Below are 18,092 nucleotides of genomic sequence, written 5' to 3' on the forward strand. Positions count from 1 at the left end.
CCGGCACAAAAAGGCCTATCCTCCCCACTGGTTCCAGAAGAAGAGCAACGCTCCCACTCCCTTTCCCAGGGCCATGCCCAGGATTGCCAATGACACGCACTTTGTCAGATTGATCCTGCGGATGAAAACCGGGAATACATTCAGCACCTCCGCCAGGGCCATGGCCCAGCACCCGGTAAAAATCCCCGCCAGCAGTCCGAAGACCGTCAGCAGGGGGGCTCCCCCGGGCAGCGGGATCTGGTAGACGAAAAACAGATTGCCCAGCGCCCCTCCCAGGGCCGCCGCGTCCTCGTAGAGGAGAATGTTGTCCCCCGTGTGGGTCCTGTCCGCAAAGTCGGCCAGGATGCCAAGCTCTATGATAAAGGAAAACAGTCCCCCCGCCACGGTGATCCCGGCGCTAAGTCCCAGAATTCCCAGGACGATCTGCTGTATCCACATCCAGCTCCTTCCCCTTTCTGGAGTAAGTCTCGATGAGCGCGTTCTGTATCTCTCCCTCGTAGGTGCGCATCTGCACCTCGATGGGCGTGGGATCCTCGGAGAAGCGCTTTTTTCCAAAGTGATTGAAGAAAACCAGTATGCCTGCCACAAGCCCGAGGCTGTAGCTCAGCTCCAAAATGGTAAAGCCCTGCTCCTTCGTCCCTGTCATCAACTCGTAGACCTGGCCGAAAAGCCTTGTCACATCCACATCATTGTTGAAGGCCATGATGGAGAAGGCCGCCCCCGCAAATGTCAGCGCAGCCACTCCGGCTGTCTTTACCGCGTGCAGCAGCTTTCCTCCCGACCCGGGTTCCCTGTAGGTGACGATCACATCCGGACTTCCAAGGCATACCACATCGGCCTTTGGGAATTCCCCATGTATGGCCTCAATCGCCTTCAGGGCAGAGACGGCTTTTCTCATAATCTTCTTGTTCCCGGCCGGTCTCTCCCCATCCCGGAACCGGAACAGGCGTATGGTCTTTATCTTCGCCTTCTGGAGGGCGCCGGCGCACTCTATCTGAAATACATCCCCCACAGTCACAGCCGTCTTATCCACTTCCACATTGCCGTCTGCCTTTAAATAGACTGTATCTGTCCTGTCCGCCATAGCTGCTCTCCACCTGCCCCCGGCATGGCCTCCTGCCGCTCCACCAGGGTTCCTTCTGTCACACTTGTATTTTTCTTCATCTCCTGGAAATACCAGACCACACCCAGGATAACGGCCAGAGCCACTACACAGAGAAGGCATACCCTTATCTTTTTCCTGGCTTTCTCCATATCCACTCCTCCTTCACTGCCGTTTCTGGAAATAGTATGGATAAGCCCAAAGGAAAATATACGTCAGGGTATGCCTTTTTTAAATTTTTTCTCTCATCCTCTCCAGTATTTTTTTCTCCATCCGTGAGACCTGGACCTGGGAGATCCCCATCAGCTTCCCCACCTCCGTCTGGGTCTTGTCCGCAATATAGCGCAGGTAGATAAGCCTTCTCTCCTGAGGCTCAAGCTGTTCAAGAAGCTGAGAGAGGAGCATGTGGTCCAGAAGCCTCTCCTCCCTTGCCTCCCTCTCCTCCAGCTTGTCCAGAAGCTGGATCTCCCTCCCATCCTTCTGGTAGATGGTCTTGTGGAGAGACTCCACCTCCGCCCCGGCCTCCATGGCCAGCACCAGCTCTTCGGTCTCCACCCCGGCCTCCCGGGCCACCTCCTCCACTGTCGGCTCCCTCCCGGTCCTCTCCCGCAGCTTCTCCCTGCACGCATTGGCCCTGCCGGCGGTCTCCTTCAGGGAGCGGCTCACCTTGATCATGCCGTCATCCCTCAGAAACCGCTTGATCTCCCCGGAGATCATGGGCACCGCGTAGGTGGAAAATTTCACATCGTAGGACAGGTCGAACTTGTCGATGGCCTTCAGAAGGCCGATACTTCCGATCTGGAACAGATCCTCCACCTCCGCTCCCCGTCCACGGAAACGCTTTACAATGCACCATATAAGTCCTGTGTTTTCCTCCACAATCTGTGCCTTCGCCTCTTCATCCCCTTCGTGAGACTTCTGTATCAAAGCGATTGTGTGGTCCATAGCTCCCTTCCTCTTCCGATCTCCTTTCTCATTTTCACCGTGGTCCCTCTGCCCGGCTCCGACTCCACTTCCAGCTCGTCCATGAATGCCTCCATAAAGGAAAAGCCCATGCCGGACCGCTCCATCTCCGGCTTGGTGGTAAAGAGGGGCTCCATGGCTTTTTTCACATCCGGTATTCCCACACCCTCGTCGGACACCTCCAGGAACAGGCTCTTCCCCTGGATCCAGGCCCGGATATGTACCTTGTGGAGGGTGTTCTCATAGCCGTGTATGATGGCGTTGGTGACCGCCTCCGACACCGCTGTCTTCACGTCCGACACCTCCTCCACCGTAGGGTTTAACTGGGTCATAAAGGCCGCCACCGTCACTCTGGCAAAGGCCTCGTTGGACGAGTGACTGTCAAAAGAAAGCTCCATCTCATTTGTAATATCCCCTATACGCTCCATCTTATTTATCCTCCTCATAGATCTGCATGATTTTCATAACGCCGGACATGGTGAGGATCTTTTTCATCCTCTCATTGGTGTGGACAGCCCACACCTCGCCGCCCATCATGTACACCTTCTTATAGCGCCCCATGATGACTCCTATGCCGGAGCTGTCCATAAAGCCGGTGTCCGCAAAGTCAAAAATGATATAGCGGATGTGCTCCCTGTCAATGAGCCTGTCCGCCTCCCTCTTGATCTCCTCCGCGTTGTGGTGATCCACATCCTCCGGCAGAAAAATAGTGAGACAGTTCTCCTGTACCTGATACTTCAATTGTCATTCCTCCATCCTTTTCTTTTTACAAAAAAGAAGGATATACCTTTTCGTATATCCTTCTCTTTCGTGTCTTTTTATTCCGCTTTTTCTCTGTCATAAGCCCTCTACTGGGAGGACTCATCCCCGGAGCTGTCGTCTCCGGATGTATCAATATTGGGATACTCGGTCTGTACCCGCTCTGTCCATGTGTTCGCATTCTCTGTGTCCCCGGAGGCAGAGTATGCCTGGGCCAAAAGCCACATGGCCTGACCGTCGTCATAGCCTGCGTTCATCTGCATGACTGTGTTCAGGTTTGTGATGGCGTCCGCGTAGTTGGCCACCTCATAGTTCTGCTGGGCCGTGTAGTAGAGGGTCTCACAGTACCGGCCGTAAATGTCCTCTGTCATGGAGTCGAACTGCTCCCTTCCGACCGTGCCCAGCGAGTCCGGGTTGACCTTCAGAAGCTCTGTGACCATGGCGGCGTCGCTCATGTCCTCCGACCGGTAGTGATCGTACATATTCAGGACGATCTCATAGCTCTCCTGGGTGGAGGCCGCCGTCTGCTGGGCCGTCTGGGTGGCTTCGCTGTTGGCCCGGTACTGCTCCAGCTCTGTCTGCAGCGCGCTGATCTGGGCGTCCTGCTCTGCGATCTGGTCGCTGAACTCCTTCACCTGGTGGTTGGTCCTCTTCGCCGTGGAGCTGTTCACGGCGGGCATGATGAGAAACCACATGACAGCCACTCCCACCACCAGTCCGATGACAATGTTCACGATCGTCATGATACCCGCATTTTCCTTGGCTCCCGTTGAGGCAGGCTGGATGATGGTCTCGTTGCCGATGTTGTATGTGACAGTCTGGGGCTTTTCCTTTTTCCCCTCCTTCTCCGCCTGGCGCACGGCCCGGTTCCTGCGCAGCTCGTTCAGCTCGTGCATGTAGCGCAGGGTGATATCGTTGGTGGTGTCCAGCCTGTGGGCCTCCTTCAGCGTGTGCCTGGCTTTCCCGTACTGCTGGGTGTGGAGATAGAGCAGGGATAAGAGCTGATAGGCCTTCAGAAAGGAGGGGTGGTCTGCCACCACCTTCTTCAGCTGTATGATGGCCAGATCCTCACCGTCCTGGTAGCAGTAGGAGAGGCTCTGGTTGAATTTTCGGATAGCCTGGTTTACTTTCTCAAGCTCTGTCGGATTTTCCTGCAGCTTCTTTATATAGTAATTGGCGATGTTCTCATGGGACTGGAAATTCTTGCTGAGGATCCACTCCACAAGCGCCTCCCCGACTTCTCCCCGTCCATAATAGACAAGCCCCAGAAGGTTTCTCGCCGCAATGTTTTCCCTGTTGTACTGAAGGCTCTTCTTCAGGGATGTGACCGCCCCGGACATATCCCTGATCCTGGCCCTCTTAAGTCCGTCATTGTACCAGTAATTGGACTGGTACACCAGTTTCTGTGTATACTCCATATAATCCCCGTATTCTTTCTTATTTCTGACTTCCTTTGTCTGTTCTACTTACTGTTGTTTGTCTGCTCGATCATCTCCCGCAGGATATCGCTCATATCTGTCAGATCCTCCTGATATACTGCGTCCTCTATATCTTCCACTTCCACGCTTGGCTGGAATTTTTTCAGTTCTTCTTCATAGTTCAGCATAAATCTGTACCTCCTCTATGTGCAGACGGCCCTTCTGATGTGCGGGCTGCCTCCTCTGATATACAGGCAGTTCCCTCTGTGATGAGCCTGCGCAGCTCTCCGATCAGATACAGAGAACCGATGCAGTACAGGCTGCGGCCCTCCCTGCGGCTGACAGCCGTTCCAAGAGCCGCTGCCGGCTCAGGGCAGACAAGCACCGGCCTGTCCGTGTAGCGCGTGAACACCTCTTTCAGCTCCCCGGCGGGAACTCTTCTGCCGTCGCTGATTTCTGTAACAATATACAGGCTGGCCTTCACCCTGTCACACAGGATGGATGCCATCTTCTCATACTCCTTGTCCGACACGGCGGAAAACAGGATCACCGGCTCCCTCTCGCCCAGGGCCTCCAGGGTGTCCGCAAAAGCCTCCACAGCCCCCGGATTGTGGGCTCCGTCCAGGAAGATCCCGGGCCGTACCTCCTCCATCCGTCCCTTCCAGACAACGGAGGCCACCGCCTCTTTCCATCTCTCATAATCGATATATTCCTCCGGAAGCACTGTCTCCAGCGCTGCCAGAGCCAGGGACACGTTCATCATCTGATAGGTCCCGCAGCCCCGTATCGTCCAGAGTTCATCTTTATCATACGCACTGGCCCTTGAAAATGCAATATGTTTCCTTGTAATTTCCCGGATTTCGAACGCATTTTTCCCAAGCTTTCTACACGGTGCGTGCAGGGCCTGTGCCCGCTCCCCTATGACCGCGGCGGCCCTGGGATCCGTCCCGTCGAAAATGACAGGCACTCCCTCCTTGATAATTCCCGCCTTCTCCGCGGCGATCTGCTCCACGGTATCCCCCAGGTACGCTGTGTGATCCAGGCTGATGGAGGTGATCACAGTGACAGCCGGGCGCTCCACCGCGTTGGTGGCGTCCAGCCTGCCGCCCATGCCCGTCTCCAGGATGATATACTCCACATCCGCCCTTTCAAAGGCCACCATGGCCATCCCGAAAAGAAACTCAAAATAAGAAGGATGGGAGACGCCGTCCGCCGCCATCCCATCCACTGTCGCTTTCACCTGCTCAAACACGGCAAGGAATTTTTCGTTATCTATCTGTTCCCGTCCGATCACGATCCGCTCGTTCAGGGCGATCAGATGGGGGGAGGTGAAAAAGCCTGTCCGCCGCCCCATCTCCAGGAGCACGGCCCGCATGTAGGCGCAGACAGAGCCCTTTCCGTTGGTCCCCGCCACATGGATGACCTTTTTATCCAGGCCCGGGCTTCCCAGCCTTTCCAGGAAATCCCGGATGTAGGCCAGGGAATGTTTCTCTGTAAATTTCGGTATCTCTTCTATATACCTGACAGCATCCTGATAGGTCATATCTACTCTTCCTCTTCTCCGTTTGCCGCAAGCCAGGATACGCCCTCCTGGTCCGCGCTTCCCGTTCCGGGCACCTTGGTCAGGGTGCCGTCCTGGTAGACATACTCGCAGGAGGTGCGGAAAATGGTGTTGCTGGATCCCACCTGGCTGACTGTCACCACATCGCCGTTCTCCAGCGTGGTCTCGGGCAGCTCGATCCTTGTGTTGTTCAGGAAGGTGCTCTTCTGCCGCTCCCCATTCACATAGACCCTGCTGTTCTTTGTAAAGTTCTCGCCGTAGAGGCTGTAGCCCTCCTCCAGCTTGGGAACCAGATCCGTGATCTCCACATCCTTCACGCCCATCTGCATGTGGCCCTCGGTGATGGGCGGATTTCCGTCATACACATACTGCTCTCCGTACATGATGTCGTACTGGAGAAGCTCCAGGTCAGCCAGATAATTCTTTGTCTGGCGGCGCTCCTGATGATAGTTGAAGACTGTTCCGGAATGGATGTCCAGACGCTCCATCACATCCGCCATGATCTGATAGGAGGGAATATTCCTGTCCTCCTTGGCAAGACCGATATTGTCCCAGATCACATAGTTTGTATTGTAGAGGTAGCGGCTCTTTAGATCCTCCGCCTCCAGCCCCATAGTGGGGAGATGATCCCCGTAAAACACGATGACTGTGGGCTCTCCCCTCTTCTCGATGGCAGCCACCAGATCCCCGGCAAACTTGTCCATCTCGTAGACCTGGTTCACATAGTACTCCCATTTGTTCTTGAGGGCCTCGTCCTCGATGCCCTCCACCTTGATCTTCGGGTTCTCGATGACCTGCTCCTCCGGGTAATCTCCATGTCCCTGGACACTGACTCCGAACACAAAGTCCTCCTGCTCCGTGGTATCCATGGCTTCCAGGATGTTGTCGATGAGCACCTCGTCCTTGGCCCATCCGTTTTCCGTGGTCTGGAGGATGTTCATGAACTCCTTGCTGGTGAAGGTGTCAAAGCCCATCATATTGTACACTCTGGCCCGGCTGTAGAAATTGCCTCCGTTGTTGTGGAGAGCGTGAGTCCCGTAGCCCAGAGCGGAAAAGGCGGTAGCCGCGCTCTCCGTGGGCTGGAACTTTACAATCGTCTTGTAGGGATACTCACCCGGTCCGAAGTACCGCATGTTCATGCCCGTAAGCACCTCGAACTCTGTGTTGGCCGTCCCGGCACCCACAGAGGGCACCTTGAAATAGCCGGATGAATACTTCTGAGCCATGGCGTGGAGATTGGGAGTGGCATCCTCGGAGGTGGTAAAGAACTCCGCCTCGGCCACGTCAAAGTAGGACTCCAGCTGAATGAAGATCACGTTCGGCAGATCCTCCTGGGACCGGCCAGTCTCGTTCTTTGTGATCTCCCCGTTATTGCTGATGGCCTCCATGGTCTCCCGGCTGTAGCCGTTGGGCTCGTCAATGCCTGTGTTGAAAAGGCTGGCCATAAAGCAGTAGGGGAGTCCGTAGTCCTCATAGGCGAAGGCAATGTTTCCAAAATAATTGGACACCACCCTCTTGTCCAGAGCCACCTGGGAAATGAACGTGTAGGCTCCGAAGCACACCACCACGCCAATGAACGCCAGGACGCGGTGCATCTTTCCCTCAAACTGGCCGCCCCGCCTCCACATGGACACGCTCCACACGATGACAGCCGCAAGGCCCACGATCACCAGTACCAGCTCCATTGGTTCAAAATAGTTGTTGATCAGAGCCAGTCCCTCTCCCGCGGCCTTCAGATCCTGGGCATTGAAGGGCGTCACCCGGACCATCAGCATATAGCCGTTGGCCACACCCAGCACCAGCCAGAGCACGCTGATGACAATGCGGGCAAAGACCCGCCTCCTCACCAGGTACACGACCGTGAAGGTCATAAAGATCATAAAGGCATTGTATAGAAATACGAGGGGCGATCCCACCATATAGTCCCAGGCCTCAAAGGCAGAGTGCCTGGAGATCGCTTCTATGACAAAATTGATCAGACACGCCAGCAGGGCATGGAACACCAGCGAAAAGCGGTTCATGAACGCGTAGACCGGCTTCATTTTCCGGGCAAAGGGCCCGTTGCGCCGGGCCTCCAGGATCCTCTCCCGGCGCTCCTTTCTCGCGCGGTGCCACGCCTTGATATCTTCTTTTTTCAAATGTCTGATTTTATAAAGGGTGCCTCTGATATCCGGCTTTTTCAAGTGAATTTTTTTCATTGTCATCCCTTTCCTTTTCCCTGTGGTTCATCTGCTCCCTGCAATCTCCCGGCATTGCCGCCCGGATGCCGCTTACCTGGATATCTTCTCTTTCAGAGAGGCGAGACGGTCTTTTACCTGAGCCATCATCTGCTCATATTTTTCCAGCTTTTCTCTTTCTTCCTGCACTTTGGCAGCCGGCGCCTTGCTGACAAACTTCTCGTTGCCCAGCATACCGTTAGAGCGGGCGATCTCCTTTGTCAGGCGGGCCTCCTCTTTTGTGAGGCGCTCAATCTCCTGGTCAAAGTCGATCATATCTTCAAGCGGCAGGTAGGCAGTCGCATCCGGAACCACCACAGAGATGGCATCCTCCGCAATGCCCGACTTGTCCTGCTGCGCAATAAATTCCGATGCGTTTGTGAGCCTTTGCACAGCGTCCTTCAGCATCTGGAAGCCGGTCAGCAGCTCCTGATCCTGGCTCACCACGTAGATCTTGATCTTTCTGCCGGCAGGCACGTTCATCTCCGCCCGGATGTTTCTCACACCGCTGGCCAGGAGCTTTAAGTGCTCTACCACGTTCTCCGCCTGGGGGAACTCCCACTCCTCTTTATACTGCGGCCAGTCGGACATCATCAGAGACTCCTCCTGGGGAATGAGCTTGCTGTAGATCTCCTCTGTCACAAAGGGCATGAAGGGATGGAGCAGCTTCAGCGCGTTCTTCAGCACTTCTCTCAGAGTCCAGAGAGCCATGCCCGCGGACTCAGGCTCTTCCTTGGCATTGTACATTCTCTGTTTTACAAATTCAATGTACCAGTCGCAGAACTCATCCCAGATAAAGTCGTACACCTTCTGGAGGGCAATGCCCAGCTCGAATTTATCCATGTTCTCCGTCACTTCCCGGATCAGCTTATTGCACTTGGAAAGGATCCAGCGGTCAGCGGGAAGCAGCTTAAGGAGATCCGGCTCTGTGATCTCCTTGCCCTCCATGTTCATGAGGATGAACCTGGAAGCGTTCCACACCTTATTTGCAAAGTTCCGGCTTGCCTCCACTCTCTCATTGTAGAAGCGCATGTCGTTTCCGGGGGCATTTCCCGTCACAAGAGTCATTCTCAGGGCGTCGGCTCCGTACTGGTCAATGATCTCCAGCGGGTCAATACCGTTTCCTAAGGACTTGCTCATCTTGCGTCCCTGGGAGTCCCGCACAAGACCGTGGATAAACACAGTGTGGAAGGGGCACTTTCCAGTATGGGCATACCCGGAAAATACCATACGGATCACCCAGAAGAAAATAATATCGTAGCCTGTCACGAGCACGTCTGTCGGATAGAAGTAGTCCAGATCCTCGGTCTTCTCGGGCCATCCCAGAGTGGAGAAGGGCCACAGGGCGGAGCTGAACCAGGTATCCAGCGTGTCCTCATCCTGTGTGAAATGGGTGCAGCCGCACTTCGGGCATTTTTCAGGCATGCCTCTTGACACCACTACCTCGCCGCACTCGTCGCAGTAGTAGGCCGGAATCCGGTGTCCCCACCAGATCTGACGGGAAATGCACCAGTCGCGGATATTTTCCAGCCAGTGCAGATAGATCTTGTCAAACCGCTCCGGCACAAACTTCAGGTCGCCGTTCTTGACCGCCTCGATGGCCGGCTTTGCCAGCTCGTCCATCTTCACAAACCACTGCTGCTTGATGAGAGGCTCCACTGTGGTGTGGCAGCGGTCATGGGTTCCCACGTTGTGGGAATGGGGCTCTACCTTCACAAGGTATCCCTGCTCCTCCAGATCCTTCACCATGGCCTTTCTGGCCTCGTAGCGGTCCATGCCTGCGTATTTTCCACCATACTGCTCATTGATGGTGGCGTCGTCGTTCATGATATTGATCTCAGGCAGATTGTGGCGCTTTCCGACCTCAAAGTCGTTGGGGTCGTGGGCCGGCGTAATCTTCACCGCTCCGGTTCCGAACTCCTTATCCACATAGTAGTCCGCCACAATGGGGATTTCCCTGTCAGTCAGGGGGAGCAGACATTTTTTGCCCACAAGGTCTTTGTAGCGCTCGTCATCCGGATGTACCGCGATGGCTGTGTCTCCCAGCATGGTCTCCGGACGTGTGGTCGCAATCTCCAGGTAATCGTCAGTTCCCACGATGGGATACTTGATGTGCCAGAAATGTCCCTCCTGCTCCTCGTGCTCTACCTCCGCGTCGGAGAGGGATGTCTTGCACACCGGGCACCAGTTGATGATCCTGGAGCCTTTATAGATATAACCTTTCTCATACAGGCTGATGAAAACCTCCTCCACTGCCTTGGAACAGCCCTCGTCCATGGTGAACCGCTCTCTGTCCCAGTCGCAGGAGACGCCCAGCTTCTTGAGCTGTGCCTCGATGGTTCCCGCATATTCTTCCTTCCACTGCCAGGTGCGCTCCAGGAACTTCTCCCGTCCCAGCTCCTTCTTGTCAATGCCTTCCTCTTTCAGCTGGTTGGTCACCTTCACCTCCGTGGAGATAGCAGCGTGATCTGTTCCCGGGATCCAGAGGGCGTTGTAGCCCTGCATCCTCTTATAGCGGATCAGGATATCCTGCAGGGTGTTGTCAAGGGCGTGGCCCATGTGCAGCTTTCCGGTAATGTTCGGTGGCGGCATCACCGTTGTAAAAGGCTTTCTGCTCCTGTCCACTTCCGCGTGGAAATATTTTTTCTCGCACCACTTGTCGTATAGCTTTGGTTCGATCTCTTTTGGATTGTAGGTCTTCTCCAGGTTCTGACTCATGTTCTTCCTCCTCATAATCATTCTTCCGGCTGCTGCGCAGCTCATGTAACTGATGCGGTGAAGGGTTATTATTGAATAAAAAATCACCCCTCACTGAAACGTAAAGGGCGAATTCTATCTGTCCGCGGTACCACCTTTATTTAATATGGAAGAAACTCCTCCATACATCTTCTCTTATTCTGTAACGTGAACGACTCCGGGATGACTTACCTGCTGCCTGTATCTGCCCGCCATTCGGCCATCCGGCTCCAAAGCTACCTTCCGCAGTCCCTTCTCCAGGCCGCCTCTCAGCCCACGAGCAGCCCTCTCTTTCATGGAGCGGTAACACCTGCGTACTCCTCTTCTTCTCCGCCTTTTTCATAAACTATTCATAATCATAGCCAGACAGTGTAGTTTTGTCAAGGAATTCACTGAATTTTCATAAACTCTTAAGAACTGGGATGGCCCACTTATCCACCACAGATGTGGATAACTTATTTCAATCCGGGGGATAAGTAACCTGTTTTTTCACACAATTACCGGAAAATCTTCTGATAAATATGCAGATCCTCCTCCTTAAACACATCAATTATCACTCGCTCAAGCCTGGAGCCGGACAAATATCGGTCGATCGCCTCCACAGCGATCCGGGCTGCCAGCTTACCTGGAAAATGGAACTCCCCTGTGGAGATGCAGCAGAAGGCCACCGATTTGAGGCCGCTCTTCTCCGCCAGCTTCAGGCAGCTCCTGTAGCAGGATGCCAGCTCCGCCTTCTGCTTCTCCGTCACCTCCACGCCCACCACAGGCCCTACCGTGTGGATCACATGCCTGGCAGGCAGATTGTAGCCTCCTGTGATTTTTGCCCTTCCCACAGGCTCTTCATGACCCTGGGCCTCCATCAGCTCCGCGCACTCGTTCCGGAGCTGGACGCCCGCCGCCGAGTGGATGGCATTGTCGATACAGCCGTGGCATGGCACAAAGCATCCCAGCATCTGAGAGTTGGCCGCGTTGACTACAGCGTCCACAGCCAGAGTGGTAATGTCTCCTCTCCAGAGCACGATGCAGTCATCGTTCTTTACAGCCGTGCAGGGATACTGCTCCCGGATCACCGGCAGCGCCCCTCCATCTGTGATCCCCTTCTCCTCCAGCTCCTCCTGAAGCAGCTCATCCTGCACCCGCAGGAACTCAGGGCTCACTCCACCGGGCCACCGCACGTTCATAAGGCTTCGCAGAAGCCTTCTCTTCTCTGTCTCGTTCACCGGCTCCCGGATGACCTCATAGCCTGGATTTTCTTTTTTCAGCTCCCGGATCAGCCAGGATACTTTCTCAGAACGGTTCATGGCCTTCCTCCAAAAAATCATTTTCACATAAAATCAAACAGCGACAGCTGAATGTCCCTGCTGGACTCCACTTCCCTGTCTGTGATCGTCTCATCCCCCTGCAGATGCCCGATCAGAATGGGGGACTTTGGATCGTGCTCATCCCTCCTGCTCTTTGCGCTGGCAAGGCTGGCCGTGGCGTAGCAGTAGTGGCATCCGTGGACACAGGTGTCGTACATGCCGATATCTATGCTCTCGCAGCAGCCGCACTCCTTCCTCTGTCCCCTGTCCTTCTTCAGATCCAGCTTGTATCCGATGATCTCCCTTATCTTTTCTTTGTCAATACAGGCAGCATGGCGGATGCCGTACTTCTCCAGATCGATCTTCTCCGCACAGGTGTACAGGGGCAGGCCGTATCGGTCGGCAATCTTTGCAAGCCCCTCCGCCAGCGTGATCTTCTCTTCATCCTCCAGCTCACGGAAAGGGCTTCCTCTGTAGGAGTCCACAAAGCTGAAAATGCAACGGGTCGTATAGGGATGCAGCCACTCGCACATCATGTCGAATTTCTCCAGGTGGTAGTCAATGGTATATTTCTCCGTCAGGAGGATGGGATCAAAGCGGAAATCCACCCTGTTTTTCCCCAGCCGCTGGCTCAGAAGGATAAAGGTGGCAATGGACTCCTCCGTGGACGGCAGATGGGGCTCAATGTCCTTCTCATAGTCCGTGATCGTCATCTGAAAATAATACCGGTAATCCAGCCTGTCGATCATCCTCAGATAGGGCAGCATTGGCTCCGGATTTTTCGTCCAGAACACAAAGCAGTCCACCACCTCAGGCGTAAGGCGGATACGGCTCACCTTTTTTCTGTTGTAGGGATTGGGGACCAGGACTTCCTCTGCCAGCAGCCGGTTCATGAACCACTCCGGATACAGGGCAGGAATGTCGGTCCTCCTGCTTGCGCTGATGATCATAAGTCCTCCCTGGCACTGCGGGGTCCGCACGTAGCCGCATCGTCACATGCCGTCTGCATACCACCAAAAATGCATGGATTTTTGCCCCGCATCATACATCATCAATTATAGCACATCCCGTTTTTGAATGACAGAAAAATCAGAGTACTCTCTGTAGCCTGGACTACAGACAATCCTTCTGATCTCGTGTATGATAATCATGTGCAATAATAATGTAATATCCGGAACAGCGGGAGCCGGACGGCTGTGTTCCGCTGTCACAGCGTCTCGCTGGAGCAGTGGGCTGCCAGCAGGTCCGGCCGGAGGATGCGGATCTGCTTCCGTCCTGTGGCAATAATGCCCTCCTGCCGGAGACGAGAGAGATTTCTGGAAAGATTGACCCGGTTGGCAGCAAGGATATCCGCCAACTCCTCCTGGCTCAGATAAATCACTGGGCCCGCCTCCATCTCCTCTCTCTGCCAGGAGATAGAGCAGGTTGCATAGCTTTATGAAGGCGCTGTTGTATTCCTGGTGCGCCGTCTCATAGAGGAGCAGATTGACGTAGGATGCATACCAGTCAATGACCGTCTCTGTGAGAGGAAACCTTTCTTCCATCATGCGGCGGAACTGGGACGGGGAAAATTCCAGCGCTTCCACATCCTCCAGGGCCTGGGTGACAATGGATTTTTCTATTTTAAACCGATTGCTGTGATAGACCGGGAAAACGGTTCCTTTTCCGTGAAAGGAGAGGATCTTCCTGTGCCCCTCCTCGTGGTGGATGCAGGTCAGGGCCAGCCCGGACAGGATGTAATAGACCGGCGAGAAGGGCTGTCCCGGTGCCCACAGACTGTCTCCCTTTTTAAAGGAACACCGTCTCCCCGGAACAGACTTAAAAAAGGTTTCAAATGCAGAAAAATCATCTGCAAAAATATATCTGGGCGTCTGCATGGCAGCTCCCCCTTTCCGGACTGCGTTTTAAGATAATTTCATAATAATACATTCCGGCGTCCGCCTGCAAGGTCTGATCCTGTCCGCTCCTAGCGCCGCGGCAGAGGCCATCAAAAAAGCATAAAAACGGAGGTAATATTTGATGATGAAACGCGTAAAGATCACTGTTCTGAAAACCACTCTTGACAAGGAGCTGGCCGATGAGTACGGCATTGAGGGACTGACCCCCTGTCCCATGCTGAAGGCAGGCCAGGTCTTCTATGCGGACTACGCAAAGCCTGATGGCATGTGCGATGAGGCCTGGAAGGCCATCTACCAGTATGTATTCGCCCTGGCCCACGGTGCCGGGAAGGATCTCTTCTACTACGGAGACTGGATCAGAAAACCGGGCGTCGCCATTGTCTCCTGCAATGACGGACTGCGTCCTGTCATCTTCAAGCTGGAGGCCACTGAGGAAGAGTCAGAGATTGACTACACGCCCGTCAGGTAGATAGGTAGAACGGGAGGTACCCCTATGACCGGCCAGGAAACGCAGGCAGGGCGGCAGGCTGGTCTGTGAGTGTGACAGATAGGAAAAGGGAAGACTTTCCCAGTACTACAGGATCGACCTGTAGTGAATTCCCTTCAGTAATTTCCTGAAAAATGTGGACATTCCCAGGGGGCAGTGATACACTGTCCCCTGTAAGATAACAGCAGCCGCAAATAAGCCCCATTATTTCAGGAGGAACCTATGATCATAGAAAACAATCCAAAAGAGCTGGAAGCAATGAGAGAGTTTCACAGGGGAAATCGGGCCGAAGGCCTGAAGCTCCAGGAAGAATTTGCCGCTCAGTTCAGAGAGGAATACAAAGATAAGGATCACTGCCCCTGCAAAAAGGCGTGCCGCTATCACGGCAACTGCAAGGAATGCGTGGCCATACACAGGGCACACCAGGAGCATGTCCCCAACTGCATGAGGCCCATGCTGAACAAAAAGCTCCGTCTCCTGTCTGAGCTCACCGAGCACACGCTGGCCAATGAGATCGAGCCGCCAAAGGAGGTTCTGAGAAAAGACCTATGATTTACAGAGCATATACCTCTAACGACCTTGCCGCCGTCATCCGCCTGTTCCATGATACGGTCCACGCGGTCTGCGCCCGGGATTACACCCCCAAGCAGCTGGATGCGTGGGCTCCACAGGAGCTGGATATGGAAAGGTGGCAGGCCACGCTCCTGGCCCACCACACTATTATTGCGGAGGAAGCCGGTATCATCACCGGATTTGGCGATATGGACAACGCCGGCTACCTGGACCGCCTCTATGTGCATAAGGATTTTCAGCGCCAGGGCATAGCCACTGCCATCTGCGACCGCCTGGAGTCCTACCTCTCCCCGGAGCTTCTCTGTGCCCGGTTTACAACCCACGCTTCCATCACCGCAAAGCCTTTTTTTGAAAAAAGAGGATACCGCGTTATAAAAGAACAGACCGTGGAGCGCTGCGGTATTCAGCTGACGAACTACACTATGGAGAAGCCTTGTCGGAAAGCTGAGTGATCAGCTCTTCCACCGTCTCAAGGCTCTCCTCTAAATCCTCCGCGATTTCCTGTGCTGTCTTTCCCCTGGACAGCTTTTTCTTTACCTGTTCCTTCAGCACAGACTCTTTCCCGGCCTGGTAGCCCTCATCCATTCCGGCCTGGTAGCCGTCCTCGTAGGCCTCGCTCTTTACAGCCTTTTCATAGCTTTCCTTGTCAAATGTCTCCAGTATCATCTGCATCACCTCCGCCTTCTGCTGGATCAGGATGTCCCTCAGAATTCCGTCCTGGATGCAGTCGTCAATAGTCTGCATGAGCGCCTCCTCCAGAGGCCCTGCTGTCTCCAGGTTCCTCCGCACCCTGTCCACAAAGATCGCGTACTCCTCCAGCCGCCGGCACTTCTCCACAAGAGCCCGGTTGTGGCCGTAGTTGATGTTCAGCATCACTGTAGTACATTCCAGCGCCGGGGACTGTCCCTCCCCACACCTCTCAAAAAGGTCGGAGAGCCGCAGGACTGTCCGGTCCGGCTGGTCTCTCGTCCCATTGTAAAACACGATGTGCTGGGGAAGGGGGAACTTTTTGGGGCTGGAGCTGTAGATATTGATGTTGTCCCGGGCAATGATCTTCCCGTACAGCCTTGCAAAGTACAGCACGCCCCGCATGGGCATATTGGGATTGTAGGTGCTCTGATGCTCATATAAGTTCAGGGTGCCGCTGACAAGGAAGGAAATGTCGTTTTTCATGGAAAGATAGAGCACATTTCTTGTACTCCCGGTCAGCGGTGGGATATTCTGAGTCATCCACATTTATCATATTTACTTTTTTCGTCGTGCACATAAAGATGTCACACCTCCATTATAGACATAAAAACAACAGACTGCAACCTTTTCACCTGTCTGCAGACTTCAGAAAAAGGAATTTCATGTGGCGGAACCCGCCCCGGACAAACGCCGGATGATCATAAATAAGAATGGCTGCCAGGCAGCCTCAGAGAAAAGATTTCCTCTGTAGATGGTTTACATTATATAGAAAACAGACGCGGATGGCAATAGGACACATTGCACAAATTTATGAAAACGATTTTGTGGAAATAATAGACACTGGGGGGCAGAGATGATACACTATGGATAATACTACAGGCAATAAAAGGGACGCAAAGGAGGACGCAGATTATGGTTGACATTTTGTTTGGCGAGAGCGAGGCAGCCTGCATGAAATATGCCAAAACCATCCGCGCACTCCCGGCAGAGGAGGGCGAGCCGGACACGGTGATCTGTCTCGCCTTCATGCTGGACATCGGCGATATCCAGGAAGCAATAGACAGCTCCTACCGGCAGGAGCTGATCTTCTCCATGTACAGCCAGGACCAGGATGGACATGACGAGGCTGCCTGCCGGGAGCTAAAGGAAGCCGGCGCCTCTTACATCCGCGGGCTGGCCCGGCTGGAAGAATATCTAAGGCAGGGCCGGGCTGTTAGGATCTGGTACAGTCACAGCCCCTACTCCCTCTGCGGTCTCTGCTTCCTCTGCGCTTGGATGAAGTCTTACAAAAATCCCGTCTCCGCAGTGGAGCTTCCAAGATACAGGACAAACGGCAGCCGCATTGTATCCTGCCGGAGCTGGGCTGAGGTGTCCCACGATGAATTCCGGCACTTTCTGCCTCTGGAAAGACCGCTTTCCTCTTCAGAACGGGAAATGTACGCGCTGCTGTGGGAAGACCTGCGAGGGGAAAACGCCCCTCTTCGCGCTGTCATCAACGGGAACCTGCTCAGCGTCCCTGAAGAGTTCTATGATTTTCTTATATGGAGGGAGCTCACCGACAAGCCCCTAAAGCAGGCCTTTCTCATCGGGAATATCCTGGGGAAATACCCGGTGGGGACCTACGACTGGTGGTATGCCCAAAGGATTGACACATTCATAGAACAGGGAAAGATAAGGGTAACCCAAGACTCCGAAAAAAAGTACGCAAGGACAATCTGCAGAGCCTGACCCGGAGGCCAAGGACACAGAAATTTTGCGCGCAACCGCAAAGTTGCGCCCGGGTTGATAGAGACAACTGCACATACATGCTATGCTGTTTCTATCAAAAGGAGGGAGCATATATGGAAATTTTATCCTCATTATCTGTTGTCATTGCATTTTTTAATCTCATTTTTATCCTTGGGAGCTTTGTGGGCGGCGTCTATCTCTTTATTTTAGTCGTGAAGGCCCTGAGGAAATACATCCGGTCCGGCAATGTGAACCCGGAAACGGCCAGGACAAGAAAATCTCTTGGCGAAGTGCTGAAGAAGCACCGCACGGACAGGGGAATGACCCAGGAATTCGTGGCCCAGGCGCTGGGCATCAGCAGGCAGGCTGTGTCCAAATGGGAAAATGGAACCTCAGAGCCCACCACCACCAACCTCATTGCCCTGGCAAAGCTGTTTGGAGTGGAGCCAGAGGATCTGCTGCGGGAGGTGCAGAAATGAACCGGAACACGGAAAAATATCTCGCCATCAAAAAGAAATTTGAGGGACAGGAGGACAGACGGATCCTGAGTGGGTGAGAGACTTTATCCGCACCTATGAGGCGAAGATGGACAGTCTGAGCATCCGGGAGGGATCAAAATACCTCTGATATGCCTCTGATATATAAGATGCAACCCCAGGT

The 18,092-nt window shown here is 54.1% G+C and carries 21 protein-coding genes and 1 pseudogene; 6 read left to right on the forward strand and 16 right to left on the reverse strand.

All coding sequences use genetic code 11. The annotated features are described in order from the left end of the window. Positions 1–15: 15 nt before the first annotated feature. The 15 genes from H7U36_RS02035 to H7U36_RS15575 all read right to left on the reverse strand — a co-directional run bounded on the left by H7U36_RS02035 (position 16) and on the right by H7U36_RS15575 (position 13,933). The gene (locus tag H7U36_RS02035) at positions 16–438 is read right to left on the reverse strand and encodes a stage V sporulation protein AB (protein WP_205155643.1); all 423 of its coding nucleotides are present in this window, start codon (positions 436–438) and stop codon (positions 16–18) included. Beyond that, entirely contained in the window at positions 398–1,084 is a 687-nt protein-coding gene (locus tag H7U36_RS02040) for a stage V sporulation protein AA (protein ID WP_138302865.1), read from the reverse strand. Before H7U36_RS02040 ends, H7U36_RS02035 begins: the two co-directional genes overlap by 41 nt. Further along, positions 1,054–1,254 carry a hypothetical protein gene (locus tag H7U36_RS02045; protein WP_033125681.1) on the reverse strand — a complete coding sequence of 67 codons (201 nt, stop codon included), beginning with the start codon at positions 1,252–1,254 and terminating at the stop codon, positions 1,054–1,056. The genes H7U36_RS02040 and H7U36_RS02045 overlap by 31 nt, the downstream gene beginning before the upstream one ends. A gap of 79 nt (positions 1,255–1,333) precedes the next feature. Further along, positions 1,334–2,047, reverse strand: coding sequence for an RNA polymerase sporulation sigma factor SigF (sigF, locus tag H7U36_RS02050; RefSeq protein ID WP_205155644.1), 714 nt, complete (start codon positions 2,045–2,047; stop codon positions 1,334–1,336). After that, positions 2,026–2,493, reverse strand: coding sequence for an anti-sigma F factor (gene spoIIAB, locus H7U36_RS02055; protein WP_138302864.1), 468 nt, complete (start codon positions 2,491–2,493; stop codon positions 2,026–2,028). The genes sigF and spoIIAB overlap by 22 nt, the downstream gene beginning before the upstream one ends. Position 2,494: 1 nt before the next feature. Then, the gene (locus H7U36_RS02060; protein WP_033125678.1) at positions 2,495–2,806 is read right to left on the reverse strand and encodes an STAS domain-containing protein; all 312 of its coding nucleotides are present in this window, start codon (positions 2,804–2,806) and stop codon (positions 2,495–2,497) included. A 107-nt stretch (positions 2,807–2,913) separates the two neighbouring features. Further along, complete coding sequence (locus H7U36_RS02065; RefSeq protein WP_052084011.1) at positions 2,914–4,242, reverse strand: tetratricopeptide repeat protein; 1,329 nt, start codon at positions 4,240–4,242, stop codon at positions 2,914–2,916. 44 nt (positions 4,243–4,286) lie between these two features. Beyond that, positions 4,287–4,430, reverse strand: coding sequence for a hypothetical protein (locus tag H7U36_RS02070; RefSeq protein WP_164488608.1), 144 nt, complete (start codon positions 4,428–4,430; stop codon positions 4,287–4,289). Beyond that, entirely contained in the window at positions 4,424–5,785 is a 1,362-nt protein-coding gene (locus tag H7U36_RS02075) for a bifunctional folylpolyglutamate synthase/dihydrofolate synthase (RefSeq protein ID WP_205147747.1), read from the reverse strand. The genes H7U36_RS02070 and H7U36_RS02075 overlap by 7 nt, the downstream gene beginning before the upstream one ends. Before the next feature lie 2 nt (positions 5,786–5,787). Next, positions 5,788–8,001 (reverse strand): LTA synthase family protein, encoded by a 2,214-nt coding sequence (locus tag H7U36_RS02080; protein WP_205155727.1) that lies wholly within the window; start codon positions 7,999–8,001, stop codon positions 5,788–5,790. A gap of 72 nt (positions 8,002–8,073) precedes the next feature. Beyond that, a complete protein-coding gene (locus H7U36_RS02085) occupies positions 8,074–10,737 on the reverse strand; it encodes a valine--tRNA ligase (RefSeq protein WP_205155645.1) in 2,664 nt (887 codons plus the stop codon). 174 nt (positions 10,738–10,911) lie between these two features. Beyond that, positions 10,912–11,052 carry a hypothetical protein gene (locus tag H7U36_RS15570; RefSeq protein ID WP_440284149.1) on the reverse strand — a complete coding sequence of 47 codons (141 nt, stop codon included), beginning with the start codon at positions 11,050–11,052 and terminating at the stop codon, positions 10,912–10,914. Between the two features lie 200 nt (positions 11,053–11,252). Further along, positions 11,253–12,056, reverse strand: coding sequence for a protein-ADP-ribose hydrolase (locus H7U36_RS02090; protein ID WP_205155646.1), 804 nt, complete (start codon positions 12,054–12,056; stop codon positions 11,253–11,255). A gap of 23 nt (positions 12,057–12,079) precedes the next feature. Then, on the reverse strand, positions 12,080–13,006 hold the full coding sequence (locus H7U36_RS02095) for a DUF1848 domain-containing protein (protein WP_033125674.1): 927 nt from the start codon (positions 13,004–13,006) through the stop codon (positions 12,080–12,082). A 105-nt stretch (positions 13,007–13,111) separates the two neighbouring features. After that, complete coding sequence (locus H7U36_RS15575) at positions 13,112–13,933, reverse strand: Crp/Fnr family transcriptional regulator (protein WP_330637002.1); 822 nt, start codon at positions 13,931–13,933, stop codon at positions 13,112–13,114. Between the two features lie 145 nt (positions 13,934–14,078). Between H7U36_RS15575 and H7U36_RS02105 the strand changes: the two genes are divergently transcribed. From H7U36_RS02105 to H7U36_RS02115, 3 genes are all read left to right on the forward strand, one after another. Continuing rightward, a complete protein-coding gene (locus H7U36_RS02105; protein WP_033125721.1) occupies positions 14,079–14,423 on the forward strand; it encodes a TIGR04076 family protein in 345 nt (114 codons plus the stop codon). A 240-nt stretch (positions 14,424–14,663) separates the two neighbouring features. Next, positions 14,664–14,993, forward strand: coding sequence for a hypothetical protein (locus H7U36_RS02110; protein WP_033125671.1), 330 nt, complete (start codon positions 14,664–14,666; stop codon positions 14,991–14,993). Further along, entirely contained in the window at positions 14,990–15,466 is a 477-nt protein-coding gene (locus H7U36_RS02115) for a GNAT family N-acetyltransferase (RefSeq protein WP_033125670.1), read from the forward strand. Before H7U36_RS02110 ends, H7U36_RS02115 begins: the two co-directional genes overlap by 4 nt. Here H7U36_RS02115 and H7U36_RS02120 read toward each other — a convergent pair. After that, positions 15,435–16,244 carry a FliH/SctL family protein gene (locus tag H7U36_RS02120; protein WP_205155647.1) on the reverse strand — a complete coding sequence of 270 codons (810 nt, stop codon included), beginning with the start codon at positions 16,242–16,244 and terminating at the stop codon, positions 15,435–15,437. The genes H7U36_RS02115 and H7U36_RS02120 overlap by 32 nt on opposite strands. A 372-nt stretch (positions 16,245–16,616) precedes the next feature. Here H7U36_RS02120 and H7U36_RS02125 point away from each other — a divergent pair, with 372 nt between their 5' ends. The 3 genes and pseudogenes from H7U36_RS02125 to H7U36_RS15480 form a co-directional block, all read left to right on the forward strand. Continuing rightward, the gene (locus tag H7U36_RS02125; protein WP_205155648.1) at positions 16,617–17,432 is read left to right on the forward strand and encodes a DUF3658 domain-containing protein; all 816 of its coding nucleotides are present in this window, start codon (positions 16,617–16,619) and stop codon (positions 17,430–17,432) included. Positions 17,433–17,545: 113 nt separating this feature from the next. Beyond that, on the forward strand, positions 17,546–17,911 hold the full coding sequence (locus tag H7U36_RS02130; RefSeq protein ID WP_138302856.1) for a helix-turn-helix domain-containing protein: 366 nt from the start codon (positions 17,546–17,548) through the stop codon (positions 17,909–17,911). Between the two features lie 64 nt (positions 17,912–17,975). Beyond that, positions 17,976–18,059, forward strand: a pseudogene (locus H7U36_RS15480) (DNA alkylation repair protein); the annotation flags it as partial. Between the last annotated feature and the right edge of the window lie 33 nt (positions 18,060–18,092).

The organism is Faecalicatena fissicatena (assembly GCF_016900595.1).
Taxonomy (GTDB): Bacteria; Bacillota; Clostridia; order Lachnospirales; family Lachnospiraceae; genus Claveliimonas; species Claveliimonas intestinigallinarum.

Coding starts and splice junctions, on each gene's coding strand:
- H7U36_RS02035 (WP_205155643.1), bottom strand. CDS start 438: ATGTGGATACAGCAGATCGTCCTGGGAATTCTGGGACTTAGCGCCGGG.
- H7U36_RS02040 (WP_138302865.1), bottom strand. CDS start 1,084: ATGGCGGACAGGACAGATACAGTCTATTTAAAGGCAGACGGCAATGTG.
- H7U36_RS02045 (WP_033125681.1), bottom strand. CDS start 1,254: ATGGAGAAAGCCAGGAAAAAGATAAGGGTATGCCTTCTCTGTGTAGTG.
- sigF (WP_205155644.1), bottom strand. CDS start 2,047: ATGGACCACACAATCGCTTTGATACAGAAGTCTCACGAAGGGGATGAA.
- spoIIAB (WP_138302864.1), bottom strand. CDS start 2,493: ATGGAGCGTATAGGGGATATTACAAATGAGATGGAGCTTTCTTTTGAC.
- H7U36_RS02065 (WP_052084011.1), bottom strand. CDS start 4,242: ATGGAGTATACACAGAAACTGGTGTACCAGTCCAATTACTGGTACAAT.
- H7U36_RS02070 (WP_164488608.1), bottom strand. CDS start 4,430: ATGCTGAACTATGAAGAAGAACTGAAAAAATTCCAGCCAAGCGTGGAA.
- H7U36_RS02075 (WP_205147747.1), bottom strand. CDS start 5,785: ATGACCTATCAGGATGCTGTCAGGTATATAGAAGAGATACCGAAATTT.
- H7U36_RS02080 (WP_205155727.1), bottom strand. CDS start 8,001: ATGAAAAAAATTCACTTGAAAAAGCCGGATATCAGAGGCACCCTTTAT.
- H7U36_RS02085 (WP_205155645.1), bottom strand. CDS start 10,737: ATGAGTCAGAACCTGGAGAAGACCTACAATCCAAAAGAGATCGAACCA.
- H7U36_RS15570 (WP_440284149.1), bottom strand. CDS start 11,052: ATGAAAGAGAGGGCTGCTCGTGGGCTGAGAGGCGGCCTGGAGAAGGGA.
- H7U36_RS02090 (WP_205155646.1), bottom strand. CDS start 12,056: ATGAACCGTTCTGAGAAAGTATCCTGGCTGATCCGGGAGCTGAAAAAA.
- H7U36_RS02095 (WP_033125674.1), bottom strand. CDS start 13,006: ATGATCATCAGCGCAAGCAGGAGGACCGACATTCCTGCCCTGTATCCG.
- H7U36_RS15575 (WP_330637002.1), bottom strand. CDS start 13,933: ATGCAGACGCCCAGATATATTTTTGCAGATGATTTTTCTGCATTTGAA.
- H7U36_RS02105 (WP_033125721.1), top strand. CDS start 14,079: ATGAAACGCGTAAAGATCACTGTTCTGAAAACCACTCTTGACAAGGAG.
- H7U36_RS02110 (WP_033125671.1), top strand. CDS start 14,664: ATGATCATAGAAAACAATCCAAAAGAGCTGGAAGCAATGAGAGAGTTT.
- H7U36_RS02115 (WP_033125670.1), top strand. CDS start 14,990: ATGATTTACAGAGCATATACCTCTAACGACCTTGCCGCCGTCATCCGC.
- H7U36_RS02120 (WP_205155647.1), bottom strand. CDS start 16,244: ATGACTCAGAATATCCCACCGCTGACCGGGAGTACAAGAAATGTGCTC.
- H7U36_RS02125 (WP_205155648.1), top strand. CDS start 16,617: ATGGTTGACATTTTGTTTGGCGAGAGCGAGGCAGCCTGCATGAAATAT.
- H7U36_RS02130 (WP_138302856.1), top strand. CDS start 17,546: ATGGAAATTTTATCCTCATTATCTGTTGTCATTGCATTTTTTAATCTC.